The 18,931-nt window shown below is 64.6% G+C and carries 17 protein-coding genes; 11 read left to right on the top strand and 6 right to left on the bottom strand.

Annotated elements, in window-relative coordinates:
* Positions 1-133: 133 nt before the first annotated feature.
* From HUW43_RS03865 to HUW43_RS03890, 6 genes are all read right to left on the bottom strand, one after another.
* Positions 134-1,522 carry an O-antigen ligase family protein gene (locus tag HUW43_RS03865; RefSeq protein WP_188236170.1) on the bottom strand — a complete coding sequence of 463 codons (1,389 nt, stop codon included), beginning with the start codon at positions 1,520-1,522 and terminating at the stop codon, positions 134-136.
* A gap of 4 nt (positions 1,523-1,526) precedes the next feature.
* Positions 1,527-3,326: a polysaccharide biosynthesis protein gene (locus HUW43_RS03870; protein WP_223181262.1), complete on the bottom strand. Its 1,800-nt coding sequence runs from the start codon at positions 3,324-3,326 to the stop codon at positions 1,527-1,529.
* Between the two features lie 210 nt (positions 3,327-3,536).
* Entirely contained in the window at positions 3,537-4,088 is a 552-nt protein-coding gene (locus HUW43_RS03875; protein WP_262926784.1) for a sugar transferase, read from the bottom strand.
* Between the two features lie 8 nt (positions 4,089-4,096).
* Positions 4,097-5,029, bottom strand: coding sequence for an NAD-dependent epimerase/dehydratase family protein (locus HUW43_RS03880; RefSeq protein WP_188236173.1), 933 nt, complete (start codon positions 5,027-5,029; stop codon positions 4,097-4,099).
* A 54-nt stretch (positions 5,030-5,083) separates the two neighbouring features.
* A complete protein-coding gene (locus tag HUW43_RS03885) occupies positions 5,084-5,857 on the bottom strand; it encodes a polysaccharide biosynthesis/export family protein (RefSeq protein ID WP_188236174.1) in 774 nt (257 codons plus the stop codon).
* Between the two features lie 185 nt (positions 5,858-6,042).
* Positions 6,043-6,735: a metallophosphoesterase gene (locus HUW43_RS03890; RefSeq protein WP_223181263.1), complete on the bottom strand. Its 693-nt coding sequence runs from the start codon at positions 6,733-6,735 to the stop codon at positions 6,043-6,045.
* A 352-nt stretch (positions 6,736-7,087) separates the two neighbouring features.
* Between HUW43_RS03890 and wecB the strand changes: the two genes are divergently transcribed.
* The 11 genes from wecB (at position 7,088) to HUW43_RS03945 (ending at position 18,925) form a co-directional block, all read left to right on the top strand.
* A complete protein-coding gene (wecB, locus tag HUW43_RS03895; RefSeq protein ID WP_223181269.1) occupies positions 7,088-8,158 on the top strand; it encodes a non-hydrolyzing UDP-N-acetylglucosamine 2-epimerase in 1,071 nt (356 codons plus the stop codon).
* A complete protein-coding gene (gene wecC, locus HUW43_RS03900) occupies positions 8,148-9,443 on the top strand; it encodes a UDP-N-acetyl-D-mannosamine dehydrogenase (RefSeq protein WP_188236177.1) in 1,296 nt (431 codons plus the stop codon). The genes wecB and wecC overlap by 11 nt, the downstream gene beginning before the upstream one ends.
* A 45-nt stretch (positions 9,444-9,488) precedes the next feature.
* Positions 9,489-10,295 carry a class I mannose-6-phosphate isomerase gene (locus HUW43_RS03905; protein ID WP_188236178.1) on the top strand — a complete coding sequence of 269 codons (807 nt, stop codon included), beginning with the start codon at positions 9,489-9,491 and terminating at the stop codon, positions 10,293-10,295.
* A gap of 22 nt (positions 10,296-10,317) precedes the next feature.
* Positions 10,318-11,391: a mannose-1-phosphate guanylyltransferase/mannose-6-phosphate isomerase gene (locus HUW43_RS03910; RefSeq protein ID WP_188236179.1), complete on the top strand. Its 1,074-nt coding sequence runs from the start codon at positions 10,318-10,320 to the stop codon at positions 11,389-11,391.
* A 52-nt stretch (positions 11,392-11,443) separates the two neighbouring features.
* Positions 11,444-12,010: an ATP-dependent protease subunit HslV gene (hslV, locus tag HUW43_RS03915; RefSeq protein WP_188236180.1), complete on the top strand. Its 567-nt coding sequence runs from the start codon at positions 11,444-11,446 to the stop codon at positions 12,008-12,010.
* Between the two features lie 5 nt (positions 12,011-12,015).
* Entirely contained in the window at positions 12,016-13,317 is a 1,302-nt protein-coding gene (gene hslU / locus HUW43_RS03920) for an ATP-dependent protease ATPase subunit HslU (RefSeq protein WP_188236181.1), read from the top strand.
* A gap of 266 nt (positions 13,318-13,583) precedes the next feature.
* The gene (locus HUW43_RS03925) at positions 13,584-14,441 is read left to right on the top strand and encodes a helix-turn-helix domain-containing protein (protein WP_188236182.1); all 858 of its coding nucleotides are present in this window, start codon (positions 13,584-13,586) and stop codon (positions 14,439-14,441) included.
* A gap of 115 nt (positions 14,442-14,556) precedes the next feature.
* Positions 14,557-15,498 carry a tetratricopeptide repeat protein gene (locus HUW43_RS03930; RefSeq protein ID WP_188236183.1) on the top strand — a complete coding sequence of 314 codons (942 nt, stop codon included), beginning with the start codon at positions 14,557-14,559 and terminating at the stop codon, positions 15,496-15,498.
* A complete protein-coding gene (gene tilS / locus HUW43_RS03935; RefSeq protein ID WP_188236184.1) occupies positions 15,452-16,468 on the top strand; it encodes a tRNA lysidine(34) synthetase TilS in 1,017 nt (338 codons plus the stop codon). The genes HUW43_RS03930 and tilS overlap by 47 nt, the downstream gene beginning before the upstream one ends.
* An 82-nt stretch (positions 16,469-16,550) precedes the next feature.
* The gene (gene ftsH / locus HUW43_RS03940; RefSeq protein ID WP_188236185.1) at positions 16,551-18,494 is read left to right on the top strand and encodes an ATP-dependent zinc metalloprotease FtsH; all 1,944 of its coding nucleotides are present in this window, start codon (positions 16,551-16,553) and stop codon (positions 18,492-18,494) included.
* A gap of 62 nt (positions 18,495-18,556) precedes the next feature.
* On the top strand, positions 18,557-18,925 hold the full coding sequence (locus HUW43_RS03945; RefSeq protein ID WP_317450814.1) for a hypothetical protein: 369 nt from the start codon (positions 18,557-18,559) through the stop codon (positions 18,923-18,925).
* The last annotated feature ends 6 nt before the right edge of the window (positions 18,926-18,931 follow it).

Below are 18,931 nucleotides of genomic sequence, written 5' to 3' on the forward strand. Positions count from 1 at the left end.
TCGGGCGGTCGTTCGGCACCCTGTATGCGGACCCGCTCGTCGCGTGGGCCGGACCGCGATTAACAGTCGTTCTTTTGATTGCCAACGAAAAGACTGTGCCGCGGGGGCGACACCGGACGGATCGGCCATTGCATCAAGTCCCTTCATTCAGCGACCGATCGGCGCCGGCGCGGCCCGCGGTCCACACCAGCGCAAGCGCGAAAATCGCCGCCATCAGCGGCGTCCGCAGCGGATAATCATAGATGCTCGCCAGAAACAGCAGCAGCAGGATGACCGCGCCGAGCCGCCGGAACATCCGCGAGCCTTCCGTGCGATCCTCGGCCGACCCGCGAAAATAGTTGCGCACGACAACGGCCAGGCTCACGACCAGAAGCAGGACAAATGGCAAACCGCCGGTCAGAAAAAGTTCCACGAAGTCATTGTGGGCATGGTTCATATATTGCGGCCGCAACATGAAATCGGGTTCGACAATGCGATACGCCTCGACGAACGTTCCCATGCCCGTTCCGAACGGCAGATTTTCAAACGCAAGTCTGACCGCCGCGGGCCAGGTGTTGAAGCGGAGCGACGTTTCCGTGCCGACACCGGACGCAAACAGCCGATCGAAGGAATTGGACGCGGTCATCTGGACGGTCAGGATGGCAACGGCGACGAGCGCGACGAAAGCGAGCGCCGTTTTCCACGTCGCGTTCCGGCCGCCGCTTCCCGCGATCCGGAACGGAGAGACTTTCAGAACGAACAGCACGGACGCCAGACCGACCAGACCGACCAGAATCCCCGCTCGCGACTGGGAAACCAGCAGGGACGGCAGAAGCAGCGCCGCAAAGGAAAGCCCGCCCCATTGCAACGCGCCCGCACGCTCCTCGGCCATCCGCGTGGCCAGCACGACGAGCGCGGCTGTCAGGGGAAAACCCATCGCCAGCGCGACCGCGTGGTGATTGCGGTTGGCGAACAGGCCAACCGCCGACCCGTCATTGGTGATCCGATACAGATAGAAAGCATTGCCTTCGCCGCCGATGATCTGAAGAAGACCCAACAGGGTGGACGCAAACAGGCCCGCCAGAAGCAGCAGTGCGATACGGAACTGACGTTCGCGCTCGATTGTCAGCGCGAGCAAAAGAACCGCGAGCGGCAGCGCCAGCGCCATCAGCGCGTTGACGGTGCGATAGGGAACCAGACTGATCGGTCGCCATAGGTCGGCCATCCCCGCCGCGCGGTCGATTTCGACCACAAGGTCGCGCCCGGGCAGCGCTTGCCAGATTGCAGGAGGAAGCGGCACCAGCTGAAGGGCAACGAGCAACACCGACGCGAAAGCACATGCAAGCAACGCCTTGTTCCGTTGCCACACGTCGCCGGGCAGCAGGCAAAGGGCGACCGCGAGCGCCAGAACCGAAATCGGGCGCAGAACGACCAGCGAGGCGACGTCGTCGCGCCCGCTGCCGCCGAGCAGCAGCGCCATCAGCAGGACAGCGGCAAGCACCAGTTCAGACGCCGAACTCGAACGAAAGATATTCTTTTTCATCTGGTTAATGTTCCGGCGCAGGGGCGGTTACGGGGGTCGGCTCTTGCAGGGTGGGCACTAGCCGTTTCAATGCGGCCCGGCAACCGCCCGTATCGGCGGCTGAAATCGCCGCCTCGATCGCGGCGATGTTCGCATGGAGACATTCATGGCTGACGCATTCCTCGCGCGCCTGCATGATCCGTGGATGCGCGGTCTGCTGCGATTCCTCGCCGACAAGAAGTTCCTCGTAGAGTTTCTCGCCCTTGCGCAACCCGCGTTCGACGATCTCGATGCTTCCGTCCGGATTGGCGGGCGTGCGGATCGTGAGGCCGGACAATCGCACCATGGTTTCGGCAAGATCCCAGATGCGCACCGGTTCGCCCATGTCGAGCAGAAAAACCTCGCCGCCGACAGCCATGCTGCCTGCCTGGATCACCAGTTCGGCCGCCTCGGGGATCGTCATGAAATAGCGTGTGACATCGCGGTGGGTCACCGTCACCGGACCGCCGCGCTCGATCTGCTGCCGAAAGGTCGGAACGACCGATCCGCTCGATCCGAGCACATTGCCGAAGCGAACCATCGAGAAAATCGTGCCGTCGGCTTTTTGCGACCGGCTCATGTCCTGAAGCAGCATTTCGCAGACGCGCTTGCTGGCCCCCATGACATTGGGAGGGCGCACGGCCTTGTCGGTGCTGATCAGGATGAAGCGCTCGACCCCCTTGACCACCGCCATCTCGGCGACGTTACGCGTTCCCCGGATATTGTTCGCGACGCCATCCAGCGGATTTTCCTCCAAAAGCGGAACATGCTTATAGGCCGCCGCATGATAGATGGTGTCGGGCGCCTCGTCGGCGAACAGCCGCTCGACCGCCGCGGCATCGGCCACATTCGACAATCTGGCCCTAAGCGCGGGCCGGGCGCCATCGGGCAAACGGTCGAGGATCGCTTCCAGTTCATTCTGAAGCCGGAAGAGCGAAAATTCGCTGGATTCGACAAGGGTAAGCGACTGCGGGGCCAGCCGCAGAATCTGTCGACACAATTCGCTGCCGATCGAACCGCCGGCGCCGGTCACCATCACCCGCTTGCCCTTTACCGATCGCGACAGCAGTTCGCGGTCGGCCTTCACGGGTGGGCGGCCAAGCAGATCCTCCACCTCGATCGGCCGGATCGCGCTCGCCGAAATCTTGCCTTCCAGAATGTCGCGAACCGGCGGGAGCGTCTGGACGTTGATGCTGAACTGAGCGAGATGTCGGATAATTTCCTTGCGCCGGGCGTCCCCGACCTGCGTCATCGCCAAAATGATGTCGGTGATGTCGAGCTGGTTCAGCACGCTGGCGATATCGTCGGTGTGAAAGATGCGGACGCCGTCGATCCGCTTGCCCCGCTTGGTCCGGTCATCGTCGACAAAGCCGGCAAGCCGCAGGCCGCCTTCAGAGCTCAATGACGCTGCCAGTCGCTGACCGGTCGTGCCGGCCCCGTAGATCAGGACATTTCGTTCCCGCCCGACAAAGTCGCGCGAATGGAAAAGATCGACGAGCACATATCGGCCGACGATACGCGCGACACCGATGAGCATGAGAAACAGGATCGGGCCGAGAATGGCGACCGTCCGGGGCACGCCGGGATAACCGACATACATATAGACGACGACCAGCGGCACCGTCATCATCGCGACGGCCACCGCCAGCGAAATCAAGACGCCGCGACCTGCATAGCGAAATATGGCCGAATAAACGCCGCGCCAGTAAGCGATCGGGAACCATAGCAGCAACATGGTGAGGCCAAAGCGCAGCACCGGCCAGTCGTCGGAGCTCCATTCGCCCATCCGAATGGAAAAGGCCATCGCGGAGGCAACCAATCCCAGGATCGCGTCGCAAATGAGAACAAGCAGGAGCTTCGCCCACCGCGGCCAGAAAAGCATGCGCGCGGCAGACGTGATCAGATGGGTCGAAACATCGGTGAAGAAACGCTCAAACACGGCTGGCCTTCGAACGGGGGTAAGAATATCGGAAATCCAGACTTCTGGATGCGGTCATTAATGCGAAATGCTGCGACGATCCAGAACCCGCCACACTGTCAGGATCAGGATTTTGAGGTCGAAGACGAAGTTCATCCGGTCCAGATATTCGCGTTCCAGCACCACTTTCTCGTCGATCGTCAGTTCATCGCGACCGTTAATCTGAGCCCAACCCGTTATTCCCGGCCGAAGTGCGGCAACCCCGGTTTCCGTCCTCAAACGCATCAGATCGTCCTGATTGAACAGCGCCGGTCGCGGTCCGACCAGGCTCATGTCGCCAAGGATCACGCTGAAGAACTGCGGCAGTTCATCAAGGCTCGTTCGCCGCAGGACGCGTCCGATCCGCGTCACCCGGCTTTTCCCGTCCTGCAGCAAATGCGTCGGCAGCAGCGGCGTGTCGACACGCATCGTGCGAAACTTGGGCATCAGGAACAACCGGCTGTCGCGACCAAAGCGTTGCGACCAGAACACCGCAGGCCCCGGCGAGTCCAGACGGATCGCCAGCGCCACGCAAAGCATCAGCGGAGCCAGAAGAACAACGGCAAGCGAAGCGAAGATCAGGTCGAACATGCGCTTTATCATTTGTTCGCCTCCGCCATCATGCCAATCGCCCCGTCGAGCGTCACATCGGGTTCCCACGCGAAAAGACGCGCGAACCGCTTGCCATCATAGGCCGCGTTGCCAAGCAGGCTTTGCGCCCGCTTGCGCAGAACAATATGTGCGCATCCGCTCACCAGTGCCGGCGGCCAGTTCCACACAAGATCCGGGCGCCCGAAGCGGTTCAGCAGTTTGCGGTAAAGCGCGGCCGTTGACAGCGGCTCGCTGTCGGTAACGATGAAACATCCCGACCGATCCTGCCCGACGGCGGCCGCAACGGCATCCGCCACATTGCCCACGAAAGCAAAACTGCGGCGATTGTCTATCCGTCCGACCGGGAGCGGCACGGCGAAGCGAGCCGCCTTTGCAAGCGCGGCGAACCAGGCCGTCACGCCCGGCCCGATCAGCGCCGGTGGCCGGAGCGATACGGTCCGAAACCCCTCGCGATCGCGTTCGGCGAGCCCGATGTCGGCCAGCAGCTTGCTTTTTCCATAGGGGGTCGTCGGTTCGGGCGACCAGTCATCGTCGACAACGCTGCCTGCCGGGGTCAGCGATCTGACGGCCGCAACGGAACTCAGCTGAACAAAACGCGTCGCTCCTGCGCGCTGCGCGACGTCGGCAAGGCGCAGGGGAAACTCGCCATTGACCAGCCGATACTGCCGCTCGGCGAGCACCGGATCCTCGCGCCGCAGAATGTGGACGCGCGCCATGCAGTTGACGACGACGTCGCATCCATCGACGAGCCGCATGAGATCCGCCCCGATAAGATCGCCCGTCGCAAGCGACTCGGTGGCCGAGGCTGGCTTTGCTCCCGATCGGGTCAGCGCGCGAACCCGATATCCCGATGCGGCAAGCCGTTCGACGACATGCCGCCCCAGAAAGCCCGATGCGCCGGTGACAGCAACCGTCGTCATGGCTGAGTTCTCCGGCCCCACCTTGCCAGCTGTCAGCGCCGGAACAGCACCGGATCAGTTGTTCTGCAGCGCGACGACGATGGGCGTCGTCAACAGGGGGACGACCTGCAAGACATCACGGAACAGACGACGCGATGCAGAATCGCCAACAACCACCACGTCGTTGGCATGAATGTCGGGATCGGCGTAGGCGCCGCGACGAATGGCCTTCAGATTGAACAGCGCAGCATATTTCTGCCCTTCAACCGTCCTGAACACGACAACCTCGTCCAGGCGCGCAAACTCCGCCGTTCCCTCGGCCGTGGCGATCGCCCGCAGCAAGGTCATCCGACCGACCACCGGATAGAGTCCGGGCTTGCGGACCTGCCCTTCGACGGTCACGAACTGGCTGCCTGTTTCCTTAAGGTTCACAGTGACTTGCGGATCGCGAATATGCGCCAGCATCAGCTTGGAACGAAGATCCTGCTCCACTTCGGCCGGCGTTTTTCCCGCTGCCTGGATCACCCCGGCCAAGGGGAAAGAGAACCGCCCGCTCGCGTCCGTCTGCACTTCGCGCTTGCTGAGTTCAAGAATGCCGAACACGTCGATCGTAAGCCGGTCGAAAGGCCCGATCAGATAGGGTCGCTCGTCCGACAGCGTGTCGCCGCCGCCGGGTTCGGGCAGGCTGTCGGCCGGAATGACACGGACGTGCGGCGAACCGCCCAGTTGCGGTGCGGCGCATCCGGACGTCATCGCCACCAGCGGCAGTGCGGCAAGCAAGGCCGCCCAGGTCGCCGGACGCAGCCTCCGAACTCGCCCGGAACGTCGCGGAGATGCGTGAACCGGCATATATTTTCCTTCAGATTACATATTCCAGGCAAATCCAACCGGCACGAACCGGCTTGCGGATTCGTGTCCCGGACGCGTTCGGCCGGGTGATTAGTCACATTCGGATTCAAGCACAAGTTGCTTCCCGATGAATGCGCCGAACCGTTGCCTTGCCGCGAGTGACGCGCCTGCCTCGGACGCGCCGCCTATCTGGTCTGCAGATACCAGCGTTCGGTGCCCAACAGGCCAATGGCGGTCAGGCGGCCGCTGCGATAGGCGCCCGTATCAATACCGATGCGGTTTGGGCGCTCTTCGATGTCCGCGGTGATCGTGTGCCCGTGCACGATCATCGCGCCATGGTCCATGCGGCTGGACAGAAACTCCTCCCGAATCCAGCGGAGATCGGTCAGCTTCTGGCGTTCAAGCGGCACCGAATCCCTGACCCCCGCATGCACGAAGACATAGTCGCCGTAACGGACCATGTCCTCCCCCCGGGCAAGGAAATCAACATGCGACTGGGGAACGGCATCGGCGAAAACGCCCGCCAGTTCCTCGAACGTCAATCGATCATAGAGCGCGTCGTCGCGCAAATAGCTCCTGACCGTCGCATCGCCGCCGATACGCACGAAAAAGCGAAGCGCGCGAACATCGTTCGCAAGCGCTGCGAGCATGGATTCCTCGTGGTTGCCGATCAGATGATGGACGCGATCGAAGTGGGCCCGAAGCGAAAGCGCCCGTTCGATGACCCGATCGGAATCAGGACCGCGATCCACAAGATCGCCAAGCAGTACCAGCACGCAAAGCTCATGCGGCCGGTTTCGACGGTCGGCGGCGATCCGGTCCAGCAGATCGGCAAACAGATCGTCGCGACCATGAATATCGCCGATCGCATAGAGCAATATGCCATCGGCCATCGCGCGCTGGTCTGAAGCGGATGCGCGCCCACCCCGCCTGAACCTGGAAAGAAAAGTCATCGGCCCGCAGAAAACCTTGCCATGAACGAATGCGAATATCGGGAAACGCCGCCCTTAGCGAAGTCGCCGATGGTTGGCCAGCCAAAGGAGCCGGGCCGTTCGCCGACCGCGTTTGGCCTGCGGAGCACGATGTTCACGCGCCGATCAAAGGTTAAGACAACGACAACCCTTTGCGTCTAGAAACCCGACACTTGCCTTTTCGACCGGCTTTCAGGATCGTACCGACGTGGCCGACCATATCATCACCACCTTCGGCACCCGCCCGGAAGCGATAAAAATGTTCCCGGTCGTTCACGCGCTCGCGGCTCGCGACGACGTCCGGGTCAGCGTCTGCGTCACCGCCCAGCATCGCGAGATGCTCGACCAGGTGCTCGATATCGCCCAGATCGTGCCCGATATCGACCTGGACGTCATGACGCCCAACCAGTCGCTCGACGCGCTGCTTGCCCGGCTCGTCACCGGCCTTGGCGAAACATTCGACGCCGCAAAGCCCGACCGCATCCTGGTGCATGGCGACACGCTGACGACGATGGCGGCGACGCTGGCCGCCTATTTCCGCAAGATCCCGGTGGGGCATGTCGAGGCGGGGCTGCGCAGCGGCAACATCTATCACCCCTGGCCCGAAGAGGTGAACCGCAAGGTCACGGGCGCGGTCGCCGACCTTCATTTCGCGCCGACCGAAACCGCGGCGGCGGCGCTGCGCGCTGAAAATGTGCCGGCGGACCGAATTCACGTTACAGGCAACACGGTGATCGACGCGCTGCTCGCGACGCGGGCGCGAATCAAGGATGAGCCGTCGCTGGCGGGGGGTCTCGACCCGCTCGCACGCCGCTTTGCGGGCAAGCGCATCATCGCCGTCACCTCGCACCGGCGCGAAAACTTCGGCGACGGCATGACCGCCATTGCCGAAGCCATCGCCGGGATCGCCGCGCGTCCTGATGTGGCGGTGATCTTTCCCGTTCATCCCAATCCGCATGTTCGCAGCGCGATGGAGCCGATCCTCGGCGCGCTCCCCAATGTCGCGCTGATCGACCCGCTCGACTATCCGCATTTCGTGCGGCTGCTCACGCTGAGCACGCTGGTGCTCACCGACAGCGGCGGGGTGCAGGAGGAAGCGCCTTCGCTCGGCAAGCCCGTGCTGGTGATGCGCGAGACGACCGAGCGCCCCGAAGGCGTCGCGGCGGGCACCGCGCGGCTCGTCGGCACCGATAAAAATCGCATCGTTTCGGAAATATTCAGCCTTTTGGACGATGAAGGCGCCTATAACGCCATGGCGCGCGCGCATAATCCCTTCGGAGACGGCCGCGCCGCGCAGCGAATTGCGGAGATTGTAGCGCGTGCCCGTTGACAGCGACCAGAATGTTACCGTCCTTGGCCTGGGTTATATCGGCCTGCCCACCGCCGCGCTGATCGCGCGTTCGGGAAGCAAGGTCACCGGCGTCGACGTCAGCGAGCATGTCGTTGAGACGGTCAACAGCGGCAAGGTGCACATCGAAGAGGTCGATCTCGACGGTCTGGTCCAGGGCGTCGTTGCCCGTGGCGCGCTTGTTGCATCGACCGAAGTGGCCCCCGCCGACGTGTTCGTGATTGCCGTGCCGACCCCGCACGATGACGAGCATCGCCCCGATATCGGCCATGTGCTGTCGGCCGCCCGCGCGATCGCGCCGAAACTGAAGGCGGGCAATCTCGTCATCCTCGAATCCACCTCCCCCGTCGGCACGACCGAAACGCTCGCGGCGCTGCTCGCCGAGCTGCGCCCCGACCTGAAAGTTCCCGGCGCCTGCGTCGGCGCCGCCGACATCTTCGTCGCTTATTGCCCTGAACGCGTGCTGCCGGGGCGCATCCTGGTCGAGCTGGTCGACAACGACCGCTGCATCGGCGGGATCACCCCGCGCTGCGCGCGCCGCGCGATGACCTTCTATCGCCAGTTCGTGCGCGGGGCCTGCGTCACAACCTCGGCACGCGCCGCCGAAATGGTGAAGCTCGTCGAAAACAGCTACCGCGACGTCAACATCGCCTTTGCCAACGAACTGTCGATGATGGCGGAGCATCTGGGCGTCGATGTGTGGGAGGTAATCCGTCTCGCCAACCGCCACCCGCGCGTCAACATCCTCCAGCCCGGCCCCGGCGTGGGCGGCCATTGCATCGCCGTCGATCCCTGGTTCCTCGTCCATGGCGCGCCCGATCACAGCCGCCTGATCCGCACCGCGCGCGAGGTCAACCTCGCAAAGACCGCGCATGTCATCGGCGCCGCCGAAATGCTCGTGTCGCAGCATCCCGAAGCGCGCGTCGCCTGCCTTGGCCTGGCGTTCAAGCCCAATATCGACGATTTCCGCGAAAGTCCCGCGGTCGAGGTCGCCGCCGCGCTCGCCCGGCGTTTCGGCCAGCAGATCCGCATCGTCGAGCCTTATGCGCGCGGGCTGCCCATGGACTTCGCCGGCACGGGCGCCGAGCTGATCGACCTCGACAGCGCGCTCGCCAGCTGCGACCTGCTCATCGTCCTTGTCGACCATGAACTGTTCAAGTCGATCCCGATCGAGGAACGCGGCGACAAGATCGTTTACGATACGCGCGGGCTGTGGCCCGATCAGCCAAGTATCGAAAACGGCAACCGTTTCATCCGCGCCGCCTGACCGATCGCCCTTGACGCCCGGCGAGCGGCCCAACAAGGTGGCGCGATGTGGACTCGCCTTGAAACGATCGTCGTCGACAAGCCGTGGGGACGCACCGACATTCCGCGCGCCTTTGGCGATTTCGGCGGTCGCCGCGTCGGCGAGATATGGTTTCTGCACCCCGACGGCGATGATGCGCCGATCATGGTCAAATTCCTGTTCACTTCCGAACGGCTGTCGATTCAGGTCCATCCGGGCGATGAGGCTGCGGCTGCCGCGGGCTATCCCCGCGGCAAGGAAGAGTGCTGGCTTGTCCTCGATGCCGAACCGGATGCCGAGCTGGGCGTGGGCCTCACCGGCGCGACGACATGCGATGCGCTGCATGCCGCGGCGCTCGACGGCTCCATCGTCGACATGGTCGACTGGCGCGCTGCCCATGTCGGCGATTTCGTCTATAATCGGGCAGGCACAATCCACGCCATTGGTGCGGGGTTAACGGTCGTCGAGGTGCAGCAGAACGTCGACTGCACCTATCGGCTTTACGACTATGGCCGCCCGCGCGAGCTGCATCTGGACGCCGGCCTTGCGGTTTCGATGACCGCGCCTTGCCCTGACCCGCGCGATCGCAAGGTCGCAGCGACCGACAATCATCTGCTCGTCGATGGTCCGCATTTTCGCCTGCTTCACCTCGCGGGGACCGATGCTGCCGCACATCTGCCCAAGGGCAGCGCGGACTATATCTTCACGCCGCTGTCACAAGGCTGCACCATTGGCGGCGAGGTAGTCAGGCTTGGCGAATGTGCGGCAACCGACAGCGCCAACGGCATCGTGCTGGCGCCCGGCGCTCGCGCGTTGCTGAGCTGGCCCGTCTGATGTCCTTTTCCAAGGGTCTTTTATGAACATCATCGTCCCCGTCATCCTCTCCGGCGGCTCCGGCACGCGCCTCTGGCCCGTATCGACCGGCGAAGCGCCCAAACAATTCCAGCGCTTGACGGGTAGCGCCAGCATGTTTTTGCAAACCCTGGAGCGCGCAAGCGATCGGACCCGCTTCGCCGCGCCGCTGGTCGTGTGCGGCCCGGCGCACGTCGCGCATGTCGAGGCCGATCTGGCGACGGCGCGCATCGACGACGCGCGGATCATCGTCGAGCCCGCCGCGCGCAACACCGCTCCGGCGATTGCCCTCGCCGCGCTGACCGCGCTGGCCGATGATCCCGCCGCGACGATCCTTGTCATGCCCGCCGATCATGTGATGACCGACGTGCCGGCCTTCCTCGCGGCGGTCGAAGCCGCGCGTCCCGCGGTCGGCGGCGGCGCGCTCGCGACCTTCGGCATCGCACCGTCGCATCCCGAAACCGGCTATGGCTATATCGCGGCGGGCGCGCCGGTGACGGGCGCGCCGGGCGTCCACCTGGTGCAACGTTTCGTCGAAAAGCCGCCCCGCGAGCGCGCCGAGGCGATGCTGTCCCAAGGCGGCCATTACTGGAACGCCGGCATCTTCCTGATGCGCGCCGACCGCTTTCTGGCCGAACTGGAACGGCAGCAGCCCGCCATGGCGTCCGCCTGCACCGCGGCGATGAACGCTGCGCAGGCCGACGGTGCAAAGCTCCATCCGGGTGCCGAGGCCTTTCTTGCCAGCCCATCGGACTCGATCGACTATGCGGTGATGGAGGGCGCCAGCCATGTCGTCGTCGTTCCCGTCGATCCCGGCTGGTCCGACGTCGGCGGCTGGGCCGCGCTCCACGCGCTGGGGGACAAGGACGCGGCGGGCAATGTCCGCATTGGCGACGTTATCGCACTGGACGCAAACGACAATTATCTGCGCGCGGGCAATGGCAAGCGGGTTGCCGTCGTCGGCGTTTCGGACCTGGTGGTCGTCGCGCATGGCGATGACGTCCTTGTCATTCCGCGCGAACGCGCGCAGGAGGTCAAGGCGATCGTCGAGGCGCTCGCCAAGCCGCCGCTGCGCTGAGCGCACGCCCCTCCCCTTGCACCCCCCGCCGCCATCGCCCATATCGCGCGGCATGACCCACCCCCACGCGCAAAGTGCCGCGCCCTGGCACGGAACCACCATTCTTTCGGCCCGCAACGACGGCAAGGTCGTCGTCATCGGCGATGGCCAGGTGTCGATGGGCCAGACGGTGATGAAGCCCAACGCCCGCAAGGTCCGCCGCCTGCACGACGGCAGCGTGATCGGCGGCTTCGCGGGCGCGACCGCCGACGCCTTTACCCTGTTCGAGCGGCTCGAGGCCAAGCTCGAACGCCACAACGGCCAATTGCTCCGTGCGGCGGTCGAGCTGGCGAAGGACTGGCGCACCGACAAATATCTGCGCAACCTGGAAGCGATGATGATTGTCGCCGACAAGGATGTCACGCTGGTCATCACCGGCAACGGCGACGTGCTCGAACCCATGGGCGGCATCGCGGCGATCGGTTCGGGCGGCAATTTCGCGCTGTCCGCGGCGCGCGCGCTCGCCGATTATGAAAAAGACCCCGAAGTGCTGGCGAAAAAGGCGATGGCCGTCGCCGCCGAAATCTGCGTTTACACCAACGACCAGTTCACGCTCGAAACCATCGACATCCGGGCATAATTCCCATGAACAAAGATTTGACCCCAAAGGCGATTGTCGCCGCACTGGACACGCATATCATCGGTCAGGATGCGGCGAAGCGCGCGGTCGCGGTGGCGCTGCGCAATCGCTGGCGCCGCCAGCAGCTGCCCGCCGAGCTGCGCGACGAGGTGACGCCGAAGAATATCCTGATGATCGGTCCCACCGGCTGCGGCAAGACCGAGATATCGCGCCGCCTCGCCAAGCTTGCCGACGCGCCTTTCATCAAGGTCGAGGCGACCAAGTTCACCGAGGTCGGCTATGTCGGCCGCGACGTCGAACAGATTGCGCGCGACCTAGTCGAGGAAGCCGTACGGCTGGAAAAGGACCGCCGCCGCGATGCGGTGCGCGCCGCCGCCGAAGAGGCCGCGATGGAACGGCTGCTCGACGCGCTCACGGGCAAGGGCGCAAGCGAGGCGACGCGCCAGAGCTTTCGCCAGCGTATCCGCGAAGGCCATCTCGACGACAGCGAAGTCGAAATCGAGGTCGCCGAAGCGCCCGGCCTGAACTTTGAACTGCCCGGCCAGCCGGGGCAGATGAGCATGATCAACCTGTCCGACATGCTTGGCAAGGCCATGGCCGGCCTGCCCAGGAAGCGCCGCAAGATGAAGGTGATCGACGCCGCGACGCGGCTGATCGAGGAAGAGCAGGACAAAAGGCTCGACCAGGATGATGTCGCGCGCGTCGCGCTCGCCGATGCCGAGGCGAACGGCATCGTCTTTCTCGACGAAATCGACAAGATCGCGGTCAGCGATGTACGCGGCGGCTCGGTCAGCCGCGAGGGGGTGCAGCGCGACCTCTTGCCACTGATCGAGGGCACGACGGTCGCGACCAAATATGGGCCGATGAAGACCGACCATATCCTTTTCATCGCCAGCGGCGCCTTCCACGTCGCCAAGCCCAGCGACCTGCTCCCCGAATTGCAAGGCCGTCTGCCGATCCGCGTCGAACTCAGCGCGCTCACCGAAGCCGATTTCGTCCGCATCCTGAAAGAGACGAAGGCGGGCCTTCCCGAACAATATGCGGCGCTGCTCGGCACCGAGGGCGTGACGCTGAACTTCACCGACGACGCGATCGCGCGCGTCGCGAAACTTGCGGCGGAGGTCAACGAAAAGGTCGAGAATATCGGCGCGCGCCGCCTTCAGACGATCATGGAGCGGCTGGTCGAGGAGATCAGCTTCACCGCCGAAGACGCATCCGGCACCACGCTCGACATCGACGCTGCCTATGTCGACAGGCAGCTTGCCGATGTCGTCGGCGACACCGACCTCAGCAAATATGTGCTTTAGCACATGAAGGCGGGGTTTGGCCGATCGCGGCCTCGCTCATCGTCATCCCGGACCTGATCCGGGATGGCGAAGGCGCGTAATGGTCTGGTGGCTTCCAAACCATCGCCCACGCCCCGCACCAACAATCCAGGCCCCTCATCAACAAACCCAAACCGGCATCTTTTCCTCCGTCCATTTACCGAACTCCATTTGACTTTCGCGCGCCCGCAATGCGATGAACGGACGACACGGCCGATCTGGGTCAAACGGCCGGCACGGAGACAGCAATGACGGACGAGGACGTCGCCCCGCAGCAGGGCGAGCTGGCGATCACGCGCACAGGCGATCGGCTTCGGCTGGCGCGCGAGGCCGCGGGATTGTCGCTGGCCGACGTGGCGACGCGCACACGCATCACCCAGCGCCATCTGGCGGCAATCGAAAGAAGCGAATTTTCGGAGCTTCCCGGCCGCACCTATGTCACCGGCTTCGCGCGCGCCTATGCCCGCGCGGTCGACCTGCCAGAGGCAGAAATCGGCGCCGCGATCCGCCAGGAACTCGAAGAGGATGAATATGGCGCGCGGCCGCTTTACGAAGCCTATGAGCCGACCGATCCCGCGCGCCTGCCGACCGCGCGGCTGACCTGGACGCTTGTGATCGTCACGCTGCTGCTCGCGTCGGCCTATGGCGTCTGGCGTTTCCTGTCGGTCGAACCCGACGAGGCGCTCATCGCCGCGCAGAACCGCGACGCCGAAGCATCCGAAGCCCCCGAAAGCGCAGCGAGCACGACGCCCGCGGCTAAGGTCGGCGGCTCGTCCGCCGAGGTTGCAGCGAATGCGCCCGTCGTGCTGACCGGCCTCTCCGAAGTCTGGATCGGCTTCGATGACGCCGAGGGCAAGACCGAAAACTGGCGCACGCTCGACCCCGGCGAAACCTATGAAGTCCCACCCGCCTATATCGAGCAGTTCACGCTGCGCACCAGCATACCGCAAGCGCTGAAAGTCACGGTCGGCGGCCGCGACGTTGGCCCCGTCGGCCCCGCCGACACGCTGGTCAAGAATATCTCGCTGAAACCCGCCGACCTGATCGCGCGCGCCGGGGGAACCGGCGCAGCGGGCAACACCGCGCCGACCCGCCCGCAGGGCTGATCGACCGGTCGGCCGGGCCGGTCGCCGCGACAGCGCACCTAAATGGGTTTGCGCTGGCGCGGCTTCGCGCGTTATGGACGGGAAAACTGGTTAACGAATGGGGACCGAAAAGCAGATGAGGATGCGTCAGATCTCTATCCTGGGGACGGCGGCGATCGCGCTGGTCGCGCCAGTGTCGGCCGCGGCCCAGGACGCGGCGCTCGGCAAGCGCGTCGAGCGGCTCGAAAAGGAAATGCGGGCGGTCCAGCGCACCGTCTTCCCCGGTGGCAGCCCGACCTTTTTCGAAGGCGAGATCGCACCCGACAACACGCCGGGCGAGCGCGCACGCGCCAACGCCCCGGTGATCGACCTGACCGCGCGCGTCGACGCGCTGGAGAGCCAGTTACAGGCCTTGACGGCGCAGACCGAGCAAAATGCCTTCCAGCTGCGCGAGCTGGAAAAGAAGGTCGCCGCCTATAAGGCGGAGATGGACAAGCGTTTCGCCGACCCGGCGGCTGCCGAAGACACGGCAACCCCCGCCAGCCTTGCGCCCACGATCAAGGCGCCCGCCGCGGCTACGGCGACCGCGACGCTGGCCACCAGGCCGGTCAGCAAACCCGCGGCCAAGCCCGCCGGGCCCGACGCCGCCCGGCTTGCGCTCGTCAAGGCGGTCGAGGTTCCGGCGACCGGTAACGAGACCAAGGACGCCTATGACTATGGCTATCGCCTGTGGGACGCCAAACTTTACCCCGAGGCGCAGGCGCAATTGAAAAGCGTCGTCGCCAAATGGCCGCAAAGCAGCTATGCAAGCTTTGCGCAGAATCTCCTCGGCCGTGCCTATCTCGACGAAGGCAAGCCCAGCCTTGCGGCGGTCGCTTTCTACAATAATTACAAGGACCGCCCCAGCGGGCCGCGCGCGCCGCACAGCCTGATGTACATGGGCGTGGCGCTCGACCGGCTCGGCCGCAAGGCCGACGCCTGCAAGGCGTTCCGCGAGCTTGACGAAGTCTATGGCGACAAGGCGCCGCAGGATGTTCGCACCGATGCTGCCGCCGCAAAAGCAAAAGCAGGCTGCTGAGCGCGATGTCGCGGGGCGCCTTGCCGGCGACCTCGCCGCGCTGCTCGGCGCCGACTGGCATCGGCTTCATTATGGCGTCGCGGTGTCGGGCGGACCCGACAGCATGGCGCTGCTCTGGATGATGGTGTCGCTGCTGCCCGGCCAGGTCTGGGCGGCGACGGTCGATCACGGCCTGCGCAACGGGTCCGACGACGAAGCGCGCATGGTCGCCGCCTTCTGCGCGCGCGAACATATTCCGCATTCGACGCTGAAACCGCCCACCCCGATCCGCGGATCGTTGCAGGCAGCAGCGCGCAACGAACGCTATCGCCTGCTCGAACAATGGCGCGAAGCCCATGCGCTCGACCATATCGCCACGGCGCATCACGCCGACGACCAGCTGGAAACGATCGTCATGCGGCTCAATCGCGCGAGCGGAGTCGGCGGGCTTGCCGCAATCCGCGCGACCAATGGCGCGGTTCTGCGACCGCTTCTTGGCTGGCGGCGCAGCGAACTGGTCGAAGTCGCGCTCGACAATGATCTGCCCTTCATCGACGATCCCTCGAACAGCGACGACCGCTTCGATCGCGCACGGCTGCGCCATGCGCTGCGTTCACAGACCGTGCTGGATCCCGTTGCGGCGGCGAAATCGGCCGCCTGTCTTGCCGAAGCCGACGAGGCGCTCGATTGGGCGGTTGAACGACTGATCGCGGGCTGGCCCGACGCTTCGGACATTGCGGTGATCCGCGACGACGCCTATCCGCCCGAACTGTTCCGCCGCGTCGTCGCGCAGCGGCTGCGCGCCAATGCGCCGCAACTGGTGCTGCGCGGCGCCGCGCTCGACGGGGTGATCGCCGCGATGCGCGCCGGGCGGCGCGCGATGGTCGGCGCACTGCTGATCGATGCTGTGCGCGGGCCCGATGGGACGATCTGGCGCATTTCCGCGGCGCCGCGCCGGAAAACCGGGGCGATGGCTCCGAAAAAGACCTGATTGCCTCATTGTCATTTAACCCGAACATCCTATCTTGTTCGGACAGAAGCGCACCGCTTGCGCCGTTGAGGAAAGAATCCGAATGCAGGACGACAAGGAACCACAGGGCAACCCCTGGATGAAGAGCGTGATGATCTGGAGCGGCATCCTGCTGGCCATGCTCCTCGTCGCCTCGATGTTCGGCGGTGCCGCACAACCGGTCGGCAACCCGCTCGCCTATTCGGAGTTCCGCCAGAAGGTCGAGGAAGGCGGCGTCAAGGAAGTGATCCTGTCCGAAGACAAGGTGACCGGTACGCTGGCGAACGGCGACCGCTTCACCGCCAATGTCGTGCGCGACCCCGACCTGCTCAAGATGCTCAACGACAATGGCGTCAAATATGACGGACAGCCGGCCGAAACCCCCAACTTCTGGATGTATATGCTCGTCCAGTCGCTGCCTTTCCTGCTCATCCTCGGCATCGCCTTTTTCGTCTTTCGCCAGGTGCAGAAAAATAACGGATCGGGCGCGATGGGTTTTGGCAAGTCGCGCGCCAAGATGCTCACCGAAAAACAGGGCCGCGTGACCTTTGACGATGTCGCGGGCATCGACGAAGCGCGCGAAGAGCTTGAGGAAATCGTAGAGTTCCTGAAAGACCCCAGCAAATTTTCCAAGCTCGGCGGCCAGATTCCGAAGGGCGCCTTGCTCGTCGGTTCGCCCGGCACGGGCAAGACCTTGCTCGCCCGCGCCATCGCGGGCGAGGCAGGCGTTCCCTTCTTCACCATTTCGGGGTCGGATTTCGTCGAAATGTTCGTCGGCGTCGGCGCGAGCCGCGTCCGCGACATGTTCGAGCAAGCCAAGCGCAACGCGCCGTGCATCGTCTTCATCGACGAAATCGACGCGGTCGGGCGCCATCGCGGGGCGGGCCTTGGCAACGGCAATGACGAGCGCGAACAGACGCTGAACCAGCTCCTTGTCGAAATGGACGGGTTCGAGGCGAACGAAGGCATCATCATCGTCGCGGCGACCAACCGCCCCGACGTGCTCGACCCCGCGCTGCTGCGCCCCGGTCGCTTCGACCGTCAGGTCGTCGTGCCGCGTCCCGATATCGAAGGCCGCCAGAAGATACTGGAGGTTCACACGCGCAAGAAGCCGCTGGCGCCCGACGTCGACCTGCGCCGCATCGCGCGCGGAACGCCGGGCTTTTCGGGCGCCGATCTTGCCAATCTGTGCAACGAGGCGGCGCTGCTCGCCGCGCGCAAGGGCAAGCGCCTGATCGCGTCGGACGAGTTTGAGGAAGCCAAGGACAAGGTCATGATGGGCGCCGAGCGCCGGTCGATGGTGATGACCGAGGACGAGAAGAAGGCAACCGCCTATCACGAGGCCGGTCACGCGCTGGTTTCGCTGCACGTCGAGGGCAATGACCCGCTTCACAAGGTCACGATCATTCCCCGCGGCCGCGCGCTGGGCGTGACGTGGAACCTGCCCGAACGCGACCGTTATTCGCAGAATATGAAGCAGATGAAGGCGCGTCTCGCGCTCTGCTTTGGCGGTCGCATCGCCGAACAGCTCATCTATGGCGAAGACGAGCTCAACACGGGCGCGTCGAACGACATTCAGCAGGCGACCGACATGGCGCGCGCGATGGTCATGGAATATGGCATGTCCGAAAAGCTGGGCTGGCTGCGCTACCGCGACAATCAGGACGAGGTGTTCCTCGGTCACAGCGTCTCGCGCGCGCAGAATATGTCGGAAGAAACCGCCAAGCTGATCGACGCCGAAGTCCGCCGCCTTGTCGAAGAGGGCGAAGCCGTCGCGCGCAAGGTGCTCACCGAACATATCGACGAGCTGCACCTGCTTGCCGCCGCGCTGCTCGAATATGAAACGCTTTCGGGCGAGGAAGCGAAGCGCGCGATCAAGGGCGAGGACATCGGCCGCGAGGACGACGCCGACAAGCGCGGCACACCCGTCAAGGGCCATGCCGGCGGCCTGCCGCAGATCAAGCGCAAGCCGCGTCCCTTTGGCGACGCCAACCCGCAGGGCGCCTAGCTTTTACGCCTGTCGGGTTCGATGTGATGGGCGGGGCCCCGTTTCGGCACATGACCCTTCATGTGCGAATCCTGCTCCTCGGCCTTTGCGCGCCTCTGCTGTGCGCCATGGCGCCGGGCGACATGAGCGTCGCCGCCTTTCTGGCGCGTGCAGGACCGCTCGAACGGCTGGGACCGCTGGCGCTTGCGACGCCGCAGGGCCTTGAGCTCAGGAATGAGGTGATCGCGGCGGGCAAGCGCTACAAGGCGCGCATCGACGCCGAGCGCCGTGCCGGCCGGAGGACGACCAGCTGTCCGCCCGAGTCGGGCAGCCTCTCTCCTGAACAATGGCTGGCGCATCTGCGCAGCTATCCGGCAGGCGTGCGCGGGCGGGTCAGCATCTACACCGCATTCGACGCGCTGATGAAGAAACGCTATCCCTGCCCCGCCTGATCCGCC

The organism is Sphingopyxis sp. LK2115, from assembly GCF_014595975.1.
Taxonomy (GTDB): Bacteria; Pseudomonadota; Alphaproteobacteria; order Sphingomonadales; family Sphingomonadaceae; genus Sphingopyxis.